Origin of the sequence: Amphritea atlantica (genome assembly GCA_024397875.1) — a bacterium.
In the GTDB taxonomy this organism is placed as follows: domain Bacteria; phylum Pseudomonadota; class Gammaproteobacteria; order Pseudomonadales; family Balneatricaceae; genus Amphritea; species Amphritea atlantica_B.
On sequence record CP073345.1, the window covers coordinates 49,796 to 71,077 of the forward strand.

The following is a 21,282-nucleotide window of genomic DNA, read 5'->3' on the forward strand; positions in this document are numbered from 1 at the left end:
TGGCGTTATATGGTCAAGCCTCACGAGCAATTAGTACTGGTTAGCTCAACGCCTCACAACGCTTACACACCCAGCCTATCAACGTCCTGGTCTTGAACGGCTCTTCAGGGGGCTCAAGGCCCCAGTGAGATCTCATCTTGAAGGGGGCTTCCCGCTTAGATGCTTTCAGCGGTTATCCTGTCCGAACATAGCTACCGGGCAATGCCATTGGCATGACAACCCGAACACCAGAGGTTCGTTCACTCCGGTCCTCTCGTACTAGGAGCAACTCTTCTCAAATCTCAAACGTCCACGGCAGATAGGGACCGAACTGTCTCACGACGTTCTAAACCCAGCTCGCGTACCACTTTAAATGGCGAACAGCCATACCCTTGGGACCGGCTTCAGCCCCAGGATGTGATGAGCCGACATCGAGGTGCCAAACACCGCCGTCGATGTGAACTCTTGGGCGGTATCAGCCTGTTATCCCCGGAGTACCTTTTATCCGTTGAGCGATGGCCCTTCCATACAGAACCACCGGATCACTAAGACCTACTTTCGTACCTGCTCGACGTGTCTGTCTCGCAGTCAAGCGCGCTTATGCCTTTATACTCGATGCATGATTTCCGACCATGCTGAGCGCACCTTCGTACTCCTCCGTTACTCTTTGGGAGGAGACCGCCCCAGTCAAACTACCCACCACACAATGTCCTCGATCCCGATAAGGGACCTGAGTTAGAACCTCAATAGTACCAGGCTGGTATTTCAAGATTGGCTCCATCTGAACTGGCGTCCAGATTTCAAAGCCTCCCAGCTATCCTACACAAGTAATATCAAAGTCCACTGCGAAGCTATAGTAAAGGTTCACGGGGTCTTTCCGTCTAGCCGCGGATATACGGCATCTTAACCGCAATTTCAATTTCACTGAGTCTCGGGTGGAGACAGTGTGGCCATCGTTACGCCATTCGTGCAGGTCGGAACTTACCCGACAAGGAATTTCGCTACCTTAGGACCGTTATAGTTACGGCCGCCGTTTACTTGGGCTTCGATCAAGAGCTTCGCCGAAGCTAACCCCATCAATTAACCTTCAAGCACCGGGCAGGCGTCACACCCTATACGTCCACTTTCGTGTTTGCAGAGTGCTGTGTTTTTAATAAACAGTCGCAGCCACCTAGTATCTTCGACCAGCGCCAGCTTAGGGAGCAAGTCCCATCACCAGCACCGGCGTACCTTCTCCCGAAGTTACGGTACCATTTTGCCTAGTTCCTTCACCCGAGTTCTCTCAAGCGCCTTGGTATTCTCTACCTGACCACCTGTGTCGGTTTGGGGTACGATTTCTTGTTATCTGAAGCTTAGAAGTTTTTCCTGGAAGCATAGCATCAACCACTTCACCCAAAAGAGGGCTCGTCATCAATTCTCAGTCTAGAAGGACCCGGATTTTCCTAAGTCCTAAACCTACAACCTTAAACACGGACAACCAACGCCGTGCTGGCCTAGCTTTCTCCGTCACTCCATCGCAATAACAAGAAGTACAGGAATATTAACCTGTTTCCCATCGACTACGCTCTTCAGCCTCGCCTTAGGGGTCGACTCACCCTACCCTGATTAGCATTGGATAGGAACCCTTGGTCTTCCGGCGGGGAAGTTTTTCACTCCCCTTATCGTTACTCATGTCAGCATTCGCACTTCTGATACCTCCAGGATGCCTTACAGCTTTCCCTTCAACGGCTTACAGAACGCTCCTCTACCACGCTGTAAACAGCGTCCGTAGCTTCGGTGTATGGTTTGAGCCCCGTTATATCTTCCGCGCAGGCCGACTCGACTAGTGAGCTATTACGCTTTCTTTAAAGGGTGGCTGCTTCTAAGCCAACCTCCTAGCTGTCTAAGCCTTCCCACATCGTTTCCCACTTAACCATAACTTTGGGACCTTAGCTGACGGTCTGGGTTGTTTCCCTTTTCACGACGGACGTTAGCACCCGCCGTGTGTCTCCCGTGATTGCACTCATTGGTATTCGGAGTTTGCATCGGGTTGGTAAGTCGGGATGACCCCCTAGCCGAAACAGTGCTCTACCCCCAATGGTGAGACACGAGGCGCTACCTAAATAGCTTTCGAGGAGAACCAGCTATCTCCGAGCTTGATTAGCCTTTCACTCCGATCCACAGGTCATCCGCTAACTTTTCAACGGTAGTCGGTTCGGTCCTCCAGTTGATGTTACTCAACCTTCAACCTGCCCATGGATAGATCGCTCGGTTTCGGGTCTAATCCTAGCAACTGCACGCCCTATTAAGACTCGGTTTCCCTACGGCTCCCCTATACGGTTAACCTTGCTACTAAAATTAAGTCGCTGACCCATTATACAAAAGGTACGCAGTCACGGTCTCAAGGACCGCTCCCACTGCTTGTACGTACACGGTTTCAGGTTCTATTTCACTCCCCTCACAGGGGTTCTTTTCGCCTTTCCCTCACGGTACTGGTTCACTATCGGTCAGTCAGGAGTATTTAGCCTTGGAGGATGGTCCCCCCATATTCAGACAGGATATCACGTGTCCCGTCCTACTCGATTTCACTACTAAAACGCTTTCGCATACGGGGCTATCACCCACTATGGCCACACTTTCCAGAGTGTTTTGCTAACGTTAAAGTAGCTTAAGGGCTGGTCCCCGTTCGCTCGCCGCTACTAGGGGAATCTCGGTTGATTTCTTTTCCTCCGGGTACTTAGATGTTTCAGTTCCCCGGGTTCGCCTCTCAAAAGCTATGTATTCACTTAAGAGATACCCAGCTTATACTGGGTGGGTTTCCCCATTCGGAAATGTCCGGGTCAAAGTCTGTTTACCGACTCACCGAACCTTATCGCAGGTTACCACGTCCTTCATCGCCTCTGACTGCCAAGGCATCCACCGTGCACGCTTAGTCACTTGACCATATAACCCAAAAGGGTCTGTCAAAGTCACTGATAAAACTTCTTTGTCATCTTAAAGATGACGCTGAAATAACGATACATTTACGCCGGATTAGCGCTTGTACATTTTTCTCGTTTTGTTACAGGATTCAATTGTTAAAGAGCGTATAAAGCTAAAAGCTTTAAAAGATAAACATCGGAGATGTGTATTTTTTAAGACTTTCAGACGAGCAATCAGATAATTCAGTTAGGTGTTTGACTAAGTTAACTAGTCATTCATCAGCCATATTTTTGTTGAATCAAGGCAAGTTCTGAGAACGTGTAGCCTGCTACACGACGAGGAACTTAACACAGAGTCAGCAAAAATGGTGGAGCTATGCGGGATCGAACCGCAGACCTCCTGCGTGCAAAGCAGGCGCTCTCCCAGCTGAGCTATAGCCCCAGTTGCTCTCTTTATCAGTGATCAGATAATTCGTGTGAACGCTTGCTAAGAATCCGCTATCGTTTAAGGAGGTGATCCAGCCCCAGGTTCCCCTAGGGCTACCTTGTTACGACTTCACCCCAGTCATGAACCACACCGTGGTAACCGCCCTCCCGAAGGTTAAGCTAGCTACTTCTGGTGCAATCCACTCCCATGGTGTGACGGGCGGTGTGTACAAGGCCCGGGAACGTATTCACCGCGACATTCTGATTCGCGATTACTAGCGATTCCGACTTCATGGAGTCGAGTTGCAGACTCCAATCCGGACTACGACCGGTTTTCTGAGATTTGCTCACCCTCGCGGGGTTGCGGCCCTCTGTACCGGCCATTGTAGCACGTGTGTAGCCCTACTCGTAAGGGCCATGATGACTTGACGTCGTCCCCACCTTCCTCCGGTTTGTCACCGGCAGTCTCCTTAGAGTTCCCACCATTACGTGCTGGCAAATAAGGACAAGGGTTGCGCTCGTTACGGGACTTAACCCAACATTTCACAACACGAGCTGACGACAGCCATGCAGCACCTGTCACAGAGTTCCCGAAGGCACTAAGCTATCTCTAGCGAATTCTCTGGATTTCAAGAGTAGGTAAGGTTCTTCGCGTTGCGTCGAATTAAACCACATGCTCCACCGCTTGTGCGGGCCCCCGTCAATTCATTTGAGTTTTAACCTTGCGGCCGTACTCCCCAGGCGGTCTACTTAGTGCGTTAGCTGCGCCACTAAAGAATCAAGTTCCCCAACGGCTAGTAGACATCGTTTACGGCGTGGACTACCAGGGTATCTAATCCTGTTTGCTCCCCACGCTTTCGCACCTCAGCGTCAGTATCAGACCAGGTGGTCGCCTTCGCCACTGATGTTCCTTCCTATATCTACGCATTTCACCGCTACACAGGAAATTCCACCACCCTCTTCTGTACTCTAGTTTGCCAGTATCAGGTGCAGTTCCCAGGTTGAGCCCGGGGCTTTCACATCTGACTTAACAAACCGCCTACGCGCGCTTTACGCCCAGTAATTCCGATTAACGCTCGGACCCTCCGTATTACCGCGGCTGCTGGCACGGAGTTAGCCGGTCCTTCTTCTGCAGTTAACGTCACAGCTATAGCGTATTAAACTACAACCTTTCCTCACTGCTGAAAGTGCTTTACAACCCTAAGGCCTTCTTCACACACGCGGCATGGCTGCATCAGGCTTTCGCCCATTGTGCAATATTCCCCACTGCTGCCTCCCGTAGGAGTCTGGGCCGTGTCTCAGTCCCAGTGTGGCTGATCATCCTCTCAGACCAGCTACGGATCGTCGCCTTGGTGAGCCATTACCTCACCAACAAGCTAATCCGACGCAGACTCATCTGATAGCGCAAGGCCCGAAGGTCCCCTGCTTTCCCCCGTAGGGCGTATGCGGTATTAATCCAAATTTCTCTGGGCTATCCCCCACTACCAGGCAGATTTCTACGCGTTACTCACCCGTCCGCCGCTCGTCAGCAAAGTAGCAAGCTACTCTCTGTTACCGCTCGACTTGCATGTGTTAAGCCTGCCGCCAGCGTTCAATCTGAGCCATGATCAAACTCTTCAGTTTAAATCAAGAATGCCGGAAAAAGGCATTCGGTAAATCTAGCTCAAAGCATTAAACAACTTGCATAAAAACATTTGCATGAATTCACTTTGTGTCGCTTATCTTTGATAAAGCTTTTGTGCTTCATCTCAACAAGCGCCCACACGAATTATCTGATCTATCTGTTAAAGAGCGTTGCTATCAACTCTCAACCGTTTCCAGTGAGTCGTCTCAAGCGAGGTGCGTATTCTACTCAACACCCCGTTGAAGTCAACCATTTTGTTTGAGAATTTTAAGTAAATTTTCAAACCATCCGATCGCCTTCCTGTTTTGTTATCCCGACTCGATTAACAGATTTAACTCTGTGTTATCAAGGCGTTAAACTCAACAGCCCGACTTGTTTCAGTGACCGTTTCCGGTGGCTGTCTCAAGCGAGGAGCGCATTCTACATTCTGGAGCTGAGGAGTCAACAGGGGGACAGGAAAAAAGTTAAGAATTTGTGAAAAAGATACCACTTCGAAAAGATAAGTGGCTAGAACGTCGCTGCGCGACTGCTAGACGCTTCGCTTGCTAGTGGCCAGGAGAGCGGATGTAGGAGCTGCTTCCAGCGGCGAGTTGATTCTCCAACGCTATCAGATACCCCATCGCCCCTGGAAGGGGCTCCTACAAAACCATAAAACCGCCTTGCGGCGGTTTTTATATTTTGCTTTGCTTTTCTAGCGAGGAAACGCAGTTTCCGTTCTAGCCACTAGCAAGCGACGAAGTCGCGTCTAGCCTCTGCTTTTCACCGAAAAGTAAACTTCCCGGCTTCGACATCTACTCCGATCTCTGATCCCGGGAGATATTTACCCGCCAGTAGCTCCTGCGCCAGTGGGTTTTCTATCCACTGCTGAATTGCCCGCTTCAGTGGACGCGCACCATAAATCGGCTCGAAGCCAACATCGACCAGCTTATCCATGGCGGTTGATGTTAGAGTCAGTGTCAGCTCCCGTTCGGTCAGACGCTGACGCAGACGATTAAGCTGAATCTCGGCAATACCCCGAACCTGCTCTTTACGCAGACTATGAAATACCACCACTTCATCGATACGGTTGATCACTTCAGGACGGAAGTGATTACCCACAACGTCCATGACTGAAGCTTTCATCAGCTCATAATCCTCATCATCACTGAAATTCTGAATCAGATCTGAACCCAGGTTAGATGTCATCACCACTATGGTATTGCGGAAATCCACAGTACGTCCCTGCCCATCGGTCAGTCGACCATCTTCCAGCACCTGCAACAGGATATTAAATACATCCGGGTGTGCTTTTTCCACTTCATCCAGTAACAAAACAGAATAAGGTTTACGCCGGACGGCCTCGGTCAGATAACCACCCTCTTCATAGCCAACATATCCCGGAGGCGCTCCAATAAGTCTTGCAACAGAATGCTTCTCCATAAACTCAGACATATCGATCCGCACCATCGCTTCTTCGGTATCAAACAGGAAGCCTGCCAGTGCTTTACAGAGTTCGGTCTTACCTACGCCGGTTGGTCCCAGAAACAGGAACGAACCATTAGGCCGGTTAGGATCTGCCAGCCCGGCACGGGACCGGCGTACGGCATTGGATACCGCCAGAACAGCCTCCTGCTGACCGATCACCTGCTTATGCAGCGCATCTTCCATACGCAGGAGCTTTTCACGCTCGCCTTCCAGCATCTTTGATACCGGAATACCGGTCCATTTTGACACGACTTCGGCGACCTCCTCTTCACCAACCCGGTTACGCAGCAGCTGATTCTGCTGAGGCTGATCTTCAACATCCGCCGCAGCCTGCAACTGCTTTTCAAGCTCAGGGATAACGCCATATTGCAGTTCAGACATACGGCTCAGATCACCTGTCCGGGTTACCTGCTCTAATTCAGTACGCGCCTGCTCCAGCTTTTCCTTGATCTGCTGAGATCCCTGCAGCATAACCTTCTCTGCTTTCCAGATCTCTTCAAGATCTGAATACTCTTTCTCTACCGCTTCAATATTGGTTTGCAGCTCTTCCAATCGTTTAATAGCCGCCTGATCTTTCTCTTTCTTGAGCGCTTCACGTTCCATTTTCAGTTGAATCAAACGTCGCTCAAGACGGTCCATACTCTCAGGCTTGGAATCAATCTCCATACGGATACGACTACCTGCCTCATCGATCAGATCGATCGCCTTATCCGGCAGCTGGCGATCCGTAATATAACGCTGTGACAGCTTAGCCGCCGCAATAATAGCGGAGTCTGTAATATCAACACCGTGATGAATCTCATAACGCTCTTTCAAACCACGCAGTATCGCAATGGTATCTTCTTCGCTTGGTTCATCCACCAGCACTTTCTGGAAGCGACGCTCCAGTGCTGCATCTTTCTCTACATACTTCCGGTATTCATCCAGTGTAGTGGCACCCACACAGTGGAGTTCGCCCCGGGCCAGTGCTGGCTTAAGCATATTACCGGCATCCATTGAGCCTTCGCCTTTACCGGCCCCCACCATTGTATGCAACTCATCGATAAAGAGAATCACCTGACCTTCCTGCTTGGCCAGCTCATTAAGCACCCCTTTAAGACGCTCCTCAAACTCGCCACGGAATTTAGCCCCGGCAATCAGCGCCCCCATATCCAGGGAAAGCACCTTCTTATTCTTCAGTCCTTCCGGCACTTCACCGTTTATAATTCGCTGAGCCAGACCTTCAACGATCGCAGTCTTACCCACTCCCGGCTCACCAATCAATACCGGATTATTTTTAGTCCGGCGCTGCAGAACCTGAATGGTACGGCGAATCTCATCATCACGGCCAATCACCGGATCCAGCTTGCCAGACTCAGCACGCTCAGTCAGATCAATCGTGAATTTATCGAGTGCCTGACGGGTTTCTTCCGCATTAGGATCATTCACGCCTTCTCCTCCGCGCATCTGATTAATCGCCTGCTCCAGTTTCTGCTTTGTAACACCCGCCTGACTCAGCAGTTTACCTACACCGCTCTTGTCATCCAGCATTGCCAGAACAAAAAGCTCACTGGCAATATACTGATCGCCCCGCTGCTGAGCCAGCTTATCGGTCAGATTGAATAATTTGCCCATATTCGGCGAAAAGCGCAGCTCACCGTCATGGTCTGAAACCTGCGGTAGTTCACTAAACATCTGATGAACAGCAGCGCGTAGCTGATTAGCATCGGCTCCTGACTGAGCCAACAGAGGCCTGACAGAACCACCCTGCTGATCTAACAGCGCCAGCAGCAGATGAACGGGTTCTATATAGTTATGATCTTTGCCGACAGCAAGGGACTGAGCATCCCCGAGGGCTGATTGTAATTTACTGGTAAAACGTTCGGGTTGCATTATCCCCTCCTGATCCTGTTAACCCTGCCGGTTGTGAGCTTCCATTAAAGCGGACGACGGGTTCTGAGTTCTTACTACCTTATGTAAGTATGGGTAAATCAGGAGGATTTCAAGCTTATATCAGTATTTGCTTATGTATTAGGCTATTATTCCGAAGAGGATCGGTTATTAACATCACAACCGGAGCAATTACTGCATCCACCGCCACTACATTTCTTATTGAAGGTAAGGTAGAGATAGCGACCGAACCACAGACCCACAAGCGCAACTACGGCGACAAGCACTACCCAGTCAAACAGTGTCATACATGTACCTTTATAACTAAATCCATAGTGAAGCCAGAGTATAGACAAGCCATGCCCCAAGCCAGGCTAATACCAGCCCCATCAGGATAGACACACCCGCCCAGCGCCAGCTTCCGGTCTCTCTGCGAATGGTGGCGATGGTGGCAAGGCAAGGCATATAGAGCAGAGTAAATACCATCAGTGCCAGACCGGAAGCCGGAGCCAGTGCACTCCCCAGCGCAGCCTGCAATCCGGCCATATCATTCATATCGGTTTGATAGACAACCACCAGCGATGCCGCGATGACCTCTTTGGCGATAAAGCCGGAGAGCAGCGCAACGGTTTCCTGCCAGCCAAACCCCATCGGGGCGAACAACGGTGCAACGAAGTGACCCAGCTGTTCCAGCCAGGGAGCACCCTGCTGAGGAAAACTCTGCAGCAACCAGATCAGAATCGACCCTACCAGAATGACACCCCCGATTTTACGCAGGAAATCACCAGCCTTATCCCAGACATGAAGCAGCATTGAGCGTGAAGAGGGAAACCGCCATGGTGGCAACTCCATAATAAATGTCTCATCATGCTGCTCGGAAATGGTCCGGGCCAGCAACGCAGCAATCGCAAACGCGACCAGAATCCCCAGCATATAAAGCCCGAACAATACTGTCCCGGCATGATCGGTAAAAAAGATTCCCGCCAGCAACACATACACCGGCAGCCGGGCAGAACAACTCATGAACGGGTTAATCAGAATTGTGATCAGTCGTGCCCGGGGTTCCTCGATTGTGCGGGCGGACATTATCGCCGGGACATTGCAACCAAAGCCCATCACCAGTGGTACAAACGCTTTACCATGCAGCCCCACTTTACTCATCAGGTTGTCAGTCAGGAAAGCTGCCCGGGCCATATAGCCACTTTGCTCCAGCAAGGCGATAAAAAAGAATAGCAACACCACATTCGGCAGAAACACCAACACCCCACCAACGCCGGCAATCAGTCCCTCCACCAGCAGATTTCGCAACAGTGACTCCGGCAGAATGGCGCCCACCTGCTGACCGACCCAACTGACACCGGCATCAATCCAGTCGGCAGGATAACTGCCCAGCGTAAAGGTGGCTTCAAACATTAGCCAGAGCAAGAGAACAAAAACGGGAAGACCTAACCAGCGATTCAGAGCAATGCGATCAAGCCAGTGGTCTGCCGCTGACTGATCCCGATGCTCACTACTGCACTTATGCAGCAACCCATGAATATAACCATAACGCCCCTCAGCCACCATCTCTGCCGGGGATTGCTCATGGCGGCCGGCAAGCAGATCAAGCGCCTTGCGACCCACCTGTACCTGATCATTCTCGACAAGCGCTAGCCCCTCACCGGCTGATTCCAGCCATCTGACAGATTCCCAGCGGCGTAAGCCTGCTTGCTCAAGAGCATGAATAGCCTGCTCCAGATGGGGTTCATAGGTAATCAGAAGCGGTTCACATGGCTGATCGATACTATCCAGCAACATATCCATCAATTGTTCGATACCGCGGTTATTACGACCATCGCTACCGATCACCGGCTTTGCCAGCCCAAGACTCAGCTCTGCCAGCTCAACATTGCCTCCCTGCTTCTCCAGCTCATCCAGCATATTCAGCGCAATCACTAGCGGCAACCCCTGTTCCAGCAACTGACTGGTCAGCGCCAGATTCCGGGCCAAGTTATTGGCATCAACAACATTCAGAATCAGATCCGGAGGAGTATCGATGAGGTAGTCACGGGCAACCCTCTCCTCAACCCGACTGTTCGCCAGCGAATAGATACCCGGCAGGTCGATAAAGTGAAAATCAACACCGCGCCACGCCTTATGGCCTTCCCGGCTGGTAACAGTCACCCCGGCCATATTCCCGGTACGCTGCCGTGCTCCGGTTAATTGGTTAAAAAGCGAGGTCTTACCACAGTTAGGGTTACCGATAAGCGCAATCGTATATGAGGCTTTTACATCAGACATCAGGACGGCAACTCCACCTCGATATGCCCCGCCTCTGCACTTCGCAGGCAGACCTGCTGCTTCCCGATGCAGTATATCCGTGGATTGCCCAACAGAGAGGTTGCAGCAACCGAAACCTGTGACCCTGTTAATACGCCCAGAGCAACAAGACGCTGACGCAAGGTCTCTGGTCCGGCAATCGCCTTAATTTTTGCCTGTTGACGGGCCTTCAGTTCTATCAGGGTCATCGGAACACCTCAAAGTTAATGAGAACCATTATTATATGGTAATCAAAATCAATCAAGATGCTGCAATAGTGTTCGTTGACGCAGATCAATTAATCCAGATCACACTCGCCATCCGCCCCGTCACGCCATCGCGACGGTATGAGTAGAAGAGTTCAGACTGAGAGAAAGTACAGTACTCACCGCCAGAGATACTCTGCACTCCCGCCTCGTTAAGACGCAACCGGGCAAGCTTATAGATGTCAGCCATCCACTTTCCGGCACTCAGCGTTGAACAAAAAGCCGTTTCTGACGCTTGCATCTGATCACAAAACTGCTGCTTCACCTCATCGCCCACTTCAAATGCCAGAGGGCCGATAGCGGGCCCAAACCAAACCAGCACTTCCGAGGGATCGGGGAAGACAGAGAGAGCCTGTTCAAGCACACCATCCAGCAGGCCGCGCCAGCCAGCATGCGCCACTGCAACACGCTCCCCCTGTTTATCGGTAAAAAAAACCGGCAGGCAATCCGCCGTCATGATTACACAGGGTTGCCCGGTCTCATCTGACCAGCAAGCATCTGCCTCAACCACTAAACCGTTTGGATTTGCTTTAATCAGATTTGTACCGTGCACCTGAGAAAGCCATTGGGGTTGCTTCAGAAACTTAAACTGATCAGACAACAACTGCCGGTTCGCACTGACCAGGTGAGGGGCATCACCAACATGATCCCCAAGATTGAATGAACCATAAACGCCCTTACTGCATCCGCCTAACCGGGTGGTTGTAAAAGCACTGATGTGATCAGGTGCCGGCCAGTTTGCAGTAATCAGTTTCACTGCTCGATCTCGTGATGATCGGCATCTCGCTTAAGGCTCTTAAGCAGACTCTGCATATCATCGGGCAGATCCACTTCCCAGGCCATCAGCTCACCGGTGGATGGATGAAACAGCTCTAATCTTTTTGCATGCAGTGCCTGGCGTTTAAAGCCTTTTAATTTTTCCAGCAGTTGCGGGCTAACACCTTTGGGCAGACGGAAACGTCCGCCGTACAGCTGGTCGCCGACCAGAGGGTAATTAATATAGGACATATGTACGCGGATCTGGTGAGTCCGGCCGGTTTCAAGTTTCAGACGAATATGGGTATGGGCACGAAACTTCTTCAGCACCCGATAATGCGTAATCGCTTCTTTACCGACACCCACCACCGCCATCTTCTGCCGATTACGTGAATGACGGCCCAAAGGCTCCTCAACGGTACCACCACCGGTCATTACACCGCCAACAACCGCTTCATACTCGCGACCCATCGAACGATCCTGCAACTGCGACACCAGTTCTGTCTGAGCCTGAATTGTTTTGGCAACCACCATTAGCCCGGTAGTGTCCATATCCAGCCGATGGACAATACCTGCACGTGGCACCTGCGCTATGGCCGGATAATAATGCAACAACCCATTGAGCAGCGTATCATCCCAGTGACCCGCAGCCGGATGAACAACCAGGCCTGCTGGCTTATTGATAATCATAATATCGTCATCTTCGAAGATGATATTCAGTGGCATCTCTACCGCTTTGTACTGATCAATAACGTCCAGCTCTGCTGCAATCGTCAGCAACTCGCCGCCCTGCAGCTTATCCCGGGGCCGTTTAACTTCACCATCGACGGTCAGTTGGCCATCCTTAATCCAGCCCTGCATTCGTGAACGGGAGTAATCGGGGAAAAGTTCGGCGACAGCCTGATCTAATCGTTTACCAATCAGATCATCGGAAACTGTTGCACTAAGTTGAACCTTCTCAGTCATGATTTATCTAAGTCTCGGAATAATTAAGAAAATATAGTCTTTATATCGCAAGGAAAACGCAGAGACGCTTTGGCTTGCCATCCGGTTATGGTTAAATAGGCCGAATTAATTTTGCACAGTATACCCGAAACAAACAGTAGCCGCTGTTAACGAACGGGAAACTCTCACTTATAGCAGGATAAATGTTTATGCGCCTGGCAAAGTTGCTCGCAATTGTTTCGATCACTCTGATTGCATCTGGCTGTTCATGGTTTGGTGGTGGTGACGAAAAAGAGGCTCCGGATGTTCCAGAACAGCAGCTCTACCAGGAAGCCCTGGACAGGCTGGAAAGTGCAAACTACGTTGCCGCGATTGAAAAGCTGCAGCTGCTGGAGGCACGCTACCCGTTCGGCCGGTTCTCCGATCAGGCCCAACTGGAATTGATCTATGCTTATCATAAGAATTATGAACCGGAAGCGGCTCGGGCAACAGCAGACCGTTTTATCCGTTTGAACCCTAACCATGAAAACCTGGACTATGCTCTCTACCTTAAAGGCCTGACCGCCTTCGAAAAAGACCGGACCTTCTTCGAGAAGTATTTGCCGATCGATGAAACCCAGCGGGACCCCGGCAGTGCACTGGAGTCATTCCAGAGTTTCCAGCAACTGGTATCGCGCTTTCCAAACAGCGAGTACGCGCCTGATGCACAGAAGCGCATGACCTACCTGAAGAACCGACTGGCGACTCACGAGATGCATGTGGCACGCTACTATGTCAAACGTGAAGCCTGGGTCGCTGCGGCTAACCGGGGCCGGTATGTGGTTGAAAATTATCAGCAGACCCCTGCTGTACCTGATGCACTTTCGGTCATGGTGCTGGCTTACAATGAGCTAGGCATGACTGATCTGGCCGCTGACTCTCAGGCGGTACTGGATGCCAACTTCCCCGACTATCAGTCCAATATACAGCTGGCGAAAAAGGAGTCTTTGTTAAGCACAGCAACTTTCGGTCTGTTGGGAAGTAACGAAACACCCGCACCGGTTCAACAAACGTCGGCTAAACCAAAAGCTCAACAGGAGCGCTCATGGTTCAGCCGCCTGACTTTCGGTATCTTCGACAGCGAAGAAGAGAGCGACAAATAACGACACCAATTCTTTTCAAGGCGCCGATCGGCGCCTTTTTTATATCTGATTGCCGCCCATCATAGCGCGGGGACAAAGAGTCACTGAAAATCACTTCACAGCCTCCGCTCTTTTCACTTAGAATAAATAGTAGACCCAGTAAAAGACCACGAGAGTTAACAATGGACAGAGCTTCAATTATCGCTGCGATGCAGGTTCAGCCGCAGATCGATACCGCAGCAGAGATTCAACGCCGTATAGATTTCATTAAGCAAATTCTGCTGACCAGTGGTTGCAAACATCTGGTCCTGGGAATCAGCGGCGGCGTTGACTCGACCACCTGCGGCCGCCTGGCACAACTTTCCGTTGAGCAGCTCAACCAGGAAAAAGGCGGTGATAGTTACCGATTTATCGCAGCACGTCTGCCTTACAGCACTCAGCAGGATGAAGCGGACGCGCAAATGGCTGTCGCCTTTATCTCACCTTCAGCATGCGTCACAGCAAATGTTCAGCCGGGTGCCGACGGTGTTCACACAGCAACACTCAGCGCACTGAATGCCGCGGGTCTGGATGCTGGCAGCCCTGCCCATATCGATTTCTCCAAAGGCAATGTCAAAGCCCGTATCCGCATGGCGATCCAGTATGAGATTGCCGGTCTGCTGGGCGGACTGGTCTTAGGCACCGATCATTCCGCCGAAAATATCACCGGATTTTACACCAAGCATGGCGACGGAGCCTGTGACCTCGCACCGTTGTTTGGTCTGAACAAACGTCAGGTCAGAGCCGTGGCCGACGCACTGGGCGCACCGGAACAGCTGACCCATAAAACACCGACCGCCGATCTGGAATGCGATACACCGCAACTGGCAGATGAGGTAGCACTGGGGCTAACCTACGATCAGATTGATGACTTCCTCGAAGGCAGACCTGTCAGCCCTGAAGTCGAAGCGAAGTTGATCGGGATCTACTGCCGCACCCATCACAAACGACAGCCAACCCCAACGATATATGATTAATAGTAAAGCATAGCAAAAAAGGCCTCTTCAGAGGCCTTTTTTGCTATATCAGGTTTTCACCGGCTGACGTTATAGCCGTCCATGCAGCTCATAGGGGTGCGGATTGATCACAGGCGGACGATCCAGCAAAATATCGGCCAGCAAGCGGGTTGATGCCGGAGCCAGCACCAGCCCGTTACGAAAATGTCCGGCATTCAGATATAGATTGTCATACCCAGGCACAGCACCAATATAGGGAACACCTTCAGGTGAACCCGGACGCAAACCGGCCCAGTGGTGCTCCAGTTCATACTGCTGCAGCCGCGGACAAATATCCAGTGCCGTTTGATACAGCGACGCTTTCGCGTCAGCCGTGGCCTGCTTATCGAAGCCAACCCGCTCCAGTGTGCTGCCCACAAGGATACGGCCATCATTACGGGGAATCAGATAGCGTCCCTGCATCAGCACCACCCGGTTAATCAATCCGACCGGGGCCTTAAACAGCATCATCTGCCCTTTGACCGGCTCGACCGGCAGCTCAACCTCCAGTGGCGCAAGCAGGTCGCCACTCCAGGCGCCTGCGGCAATAATGACTGTATCGCCATGTAACACACGATCAGCTAAACGCACACCGGTCACAGCATAATTATCAACCAGCAACGCCTCGACCCGGGCCTGTTCTATCAGGTTGATATTAGGGGTGACCTCCATGCTGCGACGCAAGGAACGACCCAAACGAGGGTTACGGATACTGGCAACCTCGGGCATCCAGAGTGCAGAGTCTAAACCAGGCGCCAGACCGGGTTCTTTCTGGTAAATAAAATCAGCCCCGACCTGCTCCATCGGTTTCTGATAGCGGCGTCCCCAGGCCAGCGCCTCATCGGCATCATCCACACCGACCATAAACATCCCTTTCTGGCGAAGTTCAGGATCCAGACCGGTCTCTTCCAGTAACTGTTGCGCCAGGTGGATATAACTGGTCTGTGACCAGGTCGCCAGCGCCGTCACGGGATCAGAATAGCGCCAGGGATAGAGTGGTGAAACAATGCCGCCGCCCGCCCAGGATGCTTCCTGCGCACAGTTATTCATATCCACCAGCGTAATATCCGCACCCGACTGCGCCAATTCTCTGGCAGTCAGCATACCGATCACGCCTGCTCCAATAATCAGGTAGTCAGACATCTACTATAGATTTCCTCAAAAGATTAAGGGTCAAAAGCTCAGATTTCATATCGACAATCACCCGCTGCGATACAAGACTGCATTGTAATCATCAGTGTCCTTTTGCTAATTCAAGCACACAGATTCACACGTATCATCATGCGATGAAAAACGCGCTAAGCGCGCGTTTTTCATACATTTCATTTAAGAATACTGTCAGATTTACTCTGTCACAGTAAAGTCCTTGCCCGTAACATCACCTGTAACCCTTGGATAAGGCCCTAAGTCAGAAAACTTATATTCAGGAGGAGAAAAACTTACCGTTAATGCCGCCCCACTGGCTACCGACATGGAAACGGTACCTTCCCAGTTGTAATCAACGAAGCAGCTATAATCAAACAGCTGATCTCCAACAACCTCAAGAACACATTTTTGAGCATAGTCAGGCAGAGGTGACATGCCCACTTCAAGTTCGTCTTTAAGCTCTTCGGCGGTACCCGTAACCCCCGTTACATCAACACTTCCGGAAACCTCATAGGCTTTATTCACATACCCAATGACGATTTCATCATCCGGTATCTCAACCGTAATAGAGGCCCCGGACACATAGGTATAACTATAATTATCCTGGCTTAAATCAGGATAACTTGATGGCACATCAGAATCTGTGTGCGAGAACAGAGCTTCCGCATTTGCCCCGCCATCCTGAATACATATGTCATACTTGTCATCTGAATCATTACCCGTATCATCGGTGACCACAAAGTGCTGATTTTCAATATTTCCTGAATAGTTTGCTGGATCATTAATTGCGGGAACAGCGAGTAGCTTGGTATCCGTATTCACCTGATCATACAGATAATAATACCCCAGCCCAGGTGCCGCATCAGAAGTGGCAAGATAAGGGCCATCCCCGGCATCCGTGGTAAACCGAACCAATCCAGATTGACCGATAATATCATCTGAATCAATACTACCTGAGACTGTGTCGGGATCTACGCGATAGTATTTATACGCTCTTGGTGACAAACACACTGTATCGGCAGGCTTACCGTTATTCTCCAAGGGTAGAATTAAGGATATTGTGCCATACCAGCCCTCGCCAAACAGGCAGGTGTAAGCGGCTTGAGAGGCTATCTCATAAACGGCACAACCACCACCTTCAGACGTTAATACATTCGGAGCGGCCTCTACGGTTTCAAAAGTATTATCCGGGTCATCATGAAAATATATATTCCCGGTTACTTTAAATATGGGACTATCTGAATTAATTCGTTTGATAACTGACACCACGATGTCACAAGTGCCATCGTCGCACTCTCCCACCTTAATCCCAAATTTCTCATCACCAAGCTCTACATAATCGCCTATTGCCGTATCGGTCTTCGCCTCTTCAGTTGTCACCCTGGCAATAGCCACCGCAGCACCACTGGGCCTTTCTATCTGCCCGACATTCGGATTAGAACCCGTACTCCCCGCTTGCTCACTATTATCCAGAGAGTTCTCTGGGCGATTATCTGATAACAGCGTGCTAAGCGAGACCGAATCCGTCACGCCCTTAGCATCATCCCAATCAACACTGGCGGTTAACAGGTAGTGCGCCTCAGTTGTACCAGAAGAGACTTTCGTTGCAGAAAAAGAAACATCATATACCGCATTACCGACGGTGACTGCGTGCACAACAGGCACTGCGCCAGACACAATGGTTTCCAGATCGGCATACTGGGTGTCAGTTAAGAGCGCTCTTTGCTCTTCCAGCTCCTTTTCTGCGAGTGCGATGGCAACAGCCCTTGATTTAGACGCGCCACTTTCTGTAATCAGTTCACTTTGAAACAGGGCCGCACCCGCCAACCCAACAACGATGATAAGGAAAGCAACAAGAGCCTCAATTAAGGTAAAGCCAGACTCTTTTTTTATATAAGTACGCATAAAGCCATTCCCTATTCTTTGGTTAACCCTTGTAAGAAGAACCATTACCAATCTCGCCAACTACCACGCACAACCTCTTTGGTATTAATCTTATCAAGGTTATTTACTACATTTTCATCATAATAAACATTGGCTGTACCAGACCCCATGTCCAGTGCATTTTCCGAGACAATACCACCAAAAATATCCGCCGTACCCACAACCTTATCAACGCTGTTAGCAATGATTACACCATAGATTTGGGGACCACCACTGATTGACAGAGGACTATCCGCGACAAGAATCACAGGATCCGTTGGCGTCCCAATCGTGCCTCCGTTAATTTTCGCATCGGACAGATAGATTAACTTTCCTTTAATATCATCAGAATCCGCAGCACTCAGCTCAGAAGCCGTCATACTCAGATTCGCAAGGCTGACTAACTCTGCAAGCGTTCGTCCAAAAAAGTTTTCGGTAAACTCATCCTCAGTAGCCGTATCAAGATTTGCATCGCCGTCTATAACATCCGGTCCCCGGGTATTTTTAGTCGTACTCTGAATAGTATCAACATCAGACTGATCCAGCCCTTTACTATCCAGGTAGGCACTCAAATCAGTGCTACCATCCCAATCACCACTATTATCCCAGTCTGGATCCCGGATATAAGTATCAGCAGATCCCCACGAGCTGACAGTGGTACCAGACCAGATATTCAGATTCGAGAAAACATTATAGACATTCAGGTTACCTGTCGCGTTGACATATCCTCTGGCCACAATAGGCAAATCCGGGGGATTAGGCACCAAAGGCACTTCCCCGATCAGAATAGAAATTGTCCGTTGAATCTGCTCATCATCACTAAAGCCAACGGAACTTACTTCAACCAATGCCATATCGGCATCGCTGCTGACATCCAAAAAACTCACGGTATAGGTTGCACTACCGACAGAGGCTGTTCTTTCTGCACCGGATGCAATGGTCAGATCCAGAACTGAGTCCCCATCCTGATCAAAACCTTCTCGTGAGTAGGCTATGCCATAATCAATCCCGGCCTGAGCCGCATGAAAGGCTTGCTTAGCTCGATACACATTGGCGGTAACTTTCTTTTCGGAAATAACGACTTCAGCGGTGAAAAAGGAGATACCTAAAACGATCACTAAAAGCACAACAGCCACGACAAGCGTAGCGGCCCCCTGTTGCTGTTTAAAACACAGCGTTTTCTTTTTCAGTAACATATCAGTGAGCATAAAAGTCATTCCTGATTCTTACAGATTCCTGTACCGTTTTTTTCCAGCTGGTATCATTTTTGACCTCTGCGGATATAGTAAAATCCAGCTCTCTTACAGAGCGCACTTCATCCGTTCCAACCGCCGCAGGACAAGCAGCACTCGATGTTGTAGACGTTATAACGGTACAAACAGATTGATCGAGAAACGTTGCCTCGGTTATTGTCATAAAATTATCATCCGTAATAGGGTCCCACTGACCAGAAGTGCAGTTACTCATATCGGTTCCAGAACTTTTAAGCTCCAAAACTGAGTTTAGCAGTCTCACTCCATGATACTCAGTAGTTCCTATGGCTCCACTCCCATCTGCATCATAGTTATACAGGACACAGTTAGCACCGCTGACAACCTTAAAATCCATACCAATATCACTATAAGGTGATGAGTTACCTGCCACCTGCCGCCACGCTCCAGCTCTACGCATATCGCCTGCAATAATCGATACTGCGGCGGCTAACTCCTGATTTAACCTGGCGCTGTACATCACATCCCGGCTACTTTTTACCGTGATAAGAAAAATATAGGTCGCTCCTGAAAGAACGATTAAACCAATTAATAAGCCAATCATTAACTCAATCAGCGTAAATCCGTATTCCCCTGATCGATAAGACTTATGCATCATCAGCACCCCGCATAATTGTTCAGCGTATCAGAGCATAGTCGCATTCTGCCCAAAATATTCATTCTTACTTCTACAGTCCCGTAGGCGGGTAAAGTAAGCGTCACCGTACCCGTTTCTAAGGCAACTGACCTCGGTGCAACAAATCCTGTATCATCACCAGTAAAGTCGGTCGACAGGACTATTTCAGGATAATCAGCACTATTAAAAGATCTAGCCTGGACACCATTGATGGTGCACGATGCTAAGGATGCTGAGCAGTCACAAGATGTTAAATCACTGACTCCCATACACCAGCCGACCGCTCCTGTGTCCTTAAAGCTCACAAAGATATCTTTTCCGCTAGCGATCGATTCGCTCCTGGCATACTGCAATTGAGAAAACACTTTTTCAGCCGCGCCCGTTAACTTAGATTTTTTCATAAATCCGCTAAAGCTAGGTGCTGCAATAGCCGCCAGCACACCTATGACCACCAAAGTGATCATAAGCTCAATTACGGTTAGTCCCTGACTGAATTTCCTGGATGACATCTACCGCTCCCAGCAATCCGCATCAGCATAGCCACCTGAATAATCCGGACCATTTTCGTCAATAGAAAAGGTATTACAGCTATCCGAACTTTGAACACCGGTTGGAGCTGCAGTCACCTGATATGTAGAAGCACCTGCCGATACGATAGTCATGTCGTAATAACCATCCTTCGATGAGCCCGACAAACCCAGATCAGCCGCTGAAGTCGTATAGGAAATATTATTGGCTCTCCATTTTTCCTGTTCAACTCTGAAGTCAGCCAGGCTGGCAATCGCATCTCCCCGGCGACTTTTTTGTACAAAGGACGTATATGAAGGATATGCAATCGTCACCAAAATACCGACGATAACCACTACTATCATTAATTCTATTAATGTAAAGCCACTCTGTTTGTACAAGACTATACTCCCTCCAGACTTAAAAGCGTTTACTTCTGTTGACAGGCAACGCCATTATAGTGGTTCGTTGACTACAGCATATGATCATATTTTAGGCAATACATATGCATAGCGAAGCAGCTGTGTACCCAAAACAGTTACTTAAAGTCAAACAGTTGTAAGAAATGAATAAGATTAAACCAAATTAGCGGCCTCTGTAACTGATTTAAATCTTATTTTCACAGGGATAGTCCGAGTCAGCCGTGTCTGATGCGCCCCATACTGGAAACCACCAAGCGTTTTTCCTCTCCAGAAATGCTCACTTTGAAGATTCCGGTATCTGCCGTTGTGCCCTTGGAGCTTAGTTGTATCTGCAGACGCTTTCCATAAGCGACCCCAACACCCTCAGGAAACTCATTCTGGCGTAGCCGGGTGTCCTGAAACGGGTCATACCGATTATCACCATCCAGATCAAGATAACTGAGCACCCCTTCATTCCAGCGGTTACCACAACGGTTACTCCCTATATCCAGAGGACAAAGGATAACTGATTGCTGCCGGGTAACCGCTTCGTAACGGGCCTGACTATAGCTGTCTTTTAATAGCTGTACCGTGGAATCAAGCTTCTGTGATCTGACCAAACCCGCCAGTGAGGGTACGCCGACGGCTAGCAGGATCGCGAGCACACTTAATGTCACCATAAGTTCGATCAGCGTGACGCCTGTTTCTGTGCGACCATCCATATCGCTCTCCCTTT

The 21,282-nt window shown here is 49.9% G+C and carries 15 protein-coding genes, 1 tRNA gene and 2 rRNA genes; 2 read left to right on the forward strand and 16 right to left on the reverse strand.

Going from position 1 to position 21,282, the window contains the following annotated elements; all coding sequences use genetic code 11:
• Window positions 1-9 precede the first annotated feature (9 nt).
• The 9 genes from KDX31_19735 to rluD form a co-directional block, all read right to left on the reverse strand.
• Window positions 10-2,901, reverse strand: a 23S ribosomal RNA gene (locus KDX31_19735).
• A gap of 344 nt (window positions 2,902-3,245) precedes the next feature.
• Window positions 3,246-3,321: transfer RNA gene (locus KDX31_19740), tRNA-Ala, on the reverse strand.
• A 64-nt stretch (window positions 3,322-3,385) separates the two neighbouring features.
• Window positions 3,386-4,928, reverse strand: a 16S ribosomal RNA gene (locus KDX31_19745).
• Together the 16S and 23S rRNA genes with 1 tRNA gene alongside form the textbook arrangement of a ribosomal RNA operon.
• 760 nt (window positions 4,929-5,688) lie before the next feature.
• The gene (clpB, locus tag KDX31_19750) at window positions 5,689-8,265 is read right to left on the reverse strand and encodes an ATP-dependent chaperone ClpB (protein ID UTW05628.1); all 2,577 of its coding nucleotides are present in this window, start codon (window positions 8,263-8,265) and stop codon (window positions 5,689-5,691) included.
• A 146-nt stretch (window positions 8,266-8,411) separates the two neighbouring features.
• Complete coding sequence (locus tag KDX31_19755; GenBank protein ID UTW05629.1) at window positions 8,412-8,570, reverse strand: hypothetical protein; 159 nt, start codon at window positions 8,568-8,570, stop codon at window positions 8,412-8,414.
• A gap of 16 nt (window positions 8,571-8,586) precedes the next feature.
• Window positions 8,587-10,542 carry a ferrous iron transport protein B gene (feoB, locus tag KDX31_19760; protein UTW05630.1) on the reverse strand — a complete coding sequence of 652 codons (1,956 nt, stop codon included), beginning with the start codon at window positions 10,540-10,542 and terminating at the stop codon, window positions 8,587-8,589.
• A complete protein-coding gene (locus tag KDX31_19765) occupies window positions 10,542-10,769 on the reverse strand; it encodes a ferrous iron transport protein A (protein UTW05631.1) in 228 nt (75 codons plus the stop codon). Before KDX31_19765 ends, feoB begins: the two co-directional genes overlap by 1 nt.
• Before the next feature lie 85 nt (window positions 10,770-10,854).
• Window positions 10,855-11,583, reverse strand: coding sequence for a peptidoglycan editing factor PgeF (pgeF, locus tag KDX31_19770; GenBank protein ID UTW05632.1), 729 nt, complete (start codon window positions 11,581-11,583; stop codon window positions 10,855-10,857).
• Window positions 11,580-12,548, reverse strand: a complete 969-nt coding sequence (gene rluD, locus KDX31_19775; GenBank protein UTW05633.1) for a 23S rRNA pseudouridine(1911/1915/1917) synthase RluD — start codon at window positions 12,546-12,548, stop codon at window positions 11,580-11,582. The genes pgeF and rluD overlap by 4 nt, the downstream gene beginning before the upstream one ends.
• A 188-nt stretch (window positions 12,549-12,736) precedes the next feature.
• On the opposite strand from rluD, the gene KDX31_19780 reads away from it, so the two are divergent.
• Together KDX31_19780 and nadE are read left to right on the forward strand one after the other, a co-directional pair.
• Window positions 12,737-13,669, forward strand: coding sequence for an outer membrane protein assembly factor BamD (locus KDX31_19780; GenBank protein ID UTW05634.1), 933 nt, complete (start codon window positions 12,737-12,739; stop codon window positions 13,667-13,669).
• 161 nt (window positions 13,670-13,830) lie between these two features.
• Window positions 13,831-14,664, forward strand: a complete 834-nt coding sequence (gene nadE, locus KDX31_19785) for an ammonia-dependent NAD(+) synthetase (protein UTW05635.1) — start codon at window positions 13,831-13,833, stop codon at window positions 14,662-14,664.
• Between the two features lie 69 nt (window positions 14,665-14,733).
• Here nadE and thiO read toward each other — a convergent pair whose 3' ends face one another.
• The 7 genes from thiO to KDX31_19820 all read right to left on the reverse strand — a co-directional run bounded on the left by thiO (window position 14,734) and on the right by KDX31_19820 (window position 21,268).
• Complete coding sequence (gene thiO / locus KDX31_19790; protein UTW05636.1) at window positions 14,734-15,825, reverse strand: glycine oxidase ThiO; 1,092 nt, start codon at window positions 15,823-15,825, stop codon at window positions 14,734-14,736.
• A 201-nt stretch (window positions 15,826-16,026) separates the two neighbouring features.
• On the reverse strand, window positions 16,027-17,733 hold the full coding sequence (locus KDX31_19795) for a prepilin-type N-terminal cleavage/methylation domain-containing protein (protein ID UTW05637.1): 1,707 nt from the start codon (window positions 17,731-17,733) through the stop codon (window positions 16,027-16,029).
• A 44-nt stretch (window positions 17,734-17,777) separates the two neighbouring features.
• Window positions 17,778-18,959, reverse strand: a complete 1,182-nt coding sequence (locus KDX31_19800) for a hypothetical protein (GenBank protein UTW05638.1) — start codon at window positions 18,957-18,959, stop codon at window positions 17,778-17,780.
• Entirely contained in the window at window positions 18,949-19,620 is a 672-nt protein-coding gene (locus KDX31_19805) for a prepilin-type N-terminal cleavage/methylation domain-containing protein (protein UTW05639.1), read from the reverse strand. The genes KDX31_19800 and KDX31_19805 overlap by 11 nt, the downstream gene beginning before the upstream one ends.
• Window positions 19,620-20,147, reverse strand: coding sequence for a GspH/FimT family pseudopilin (locus KDX31_19810; GenBank protein UTW05728.1), 528 nt, complete (start codon window positions 20,145-20,147; stop codon window positions 19,620-19,622). Before KDX31_19810 ends, KDX31_19805 begins: the two co-directional genes overlap by 1 nt.
• Complete coding sequence (locus tag KDX31_19815; protein UTW05640.1) at window positions 20,148-20,546, reverse strand: prepilin-type N-terminal cleavage/methylation domain-containing protein; 399 nt, start codon at window positions 20,544-20,546, stop codon at window positions 20,148-20,150. It lies immediately after the preceding gene.
• Between the two features lie 236 nt (window positions 20,547-20,782).
• A complete protein-coding gene (locus tag KDX31_19820) occupies window positions 20,783-21,268 on the reverse strand; it encodes a GspH/FimT family pseudopilin (GenBank protein ID UTW05729.1) in 486 nt (161 codons plus the stop codon).
• Window positions 21,269-21,282: the final 14 nt, after the last annotated feature.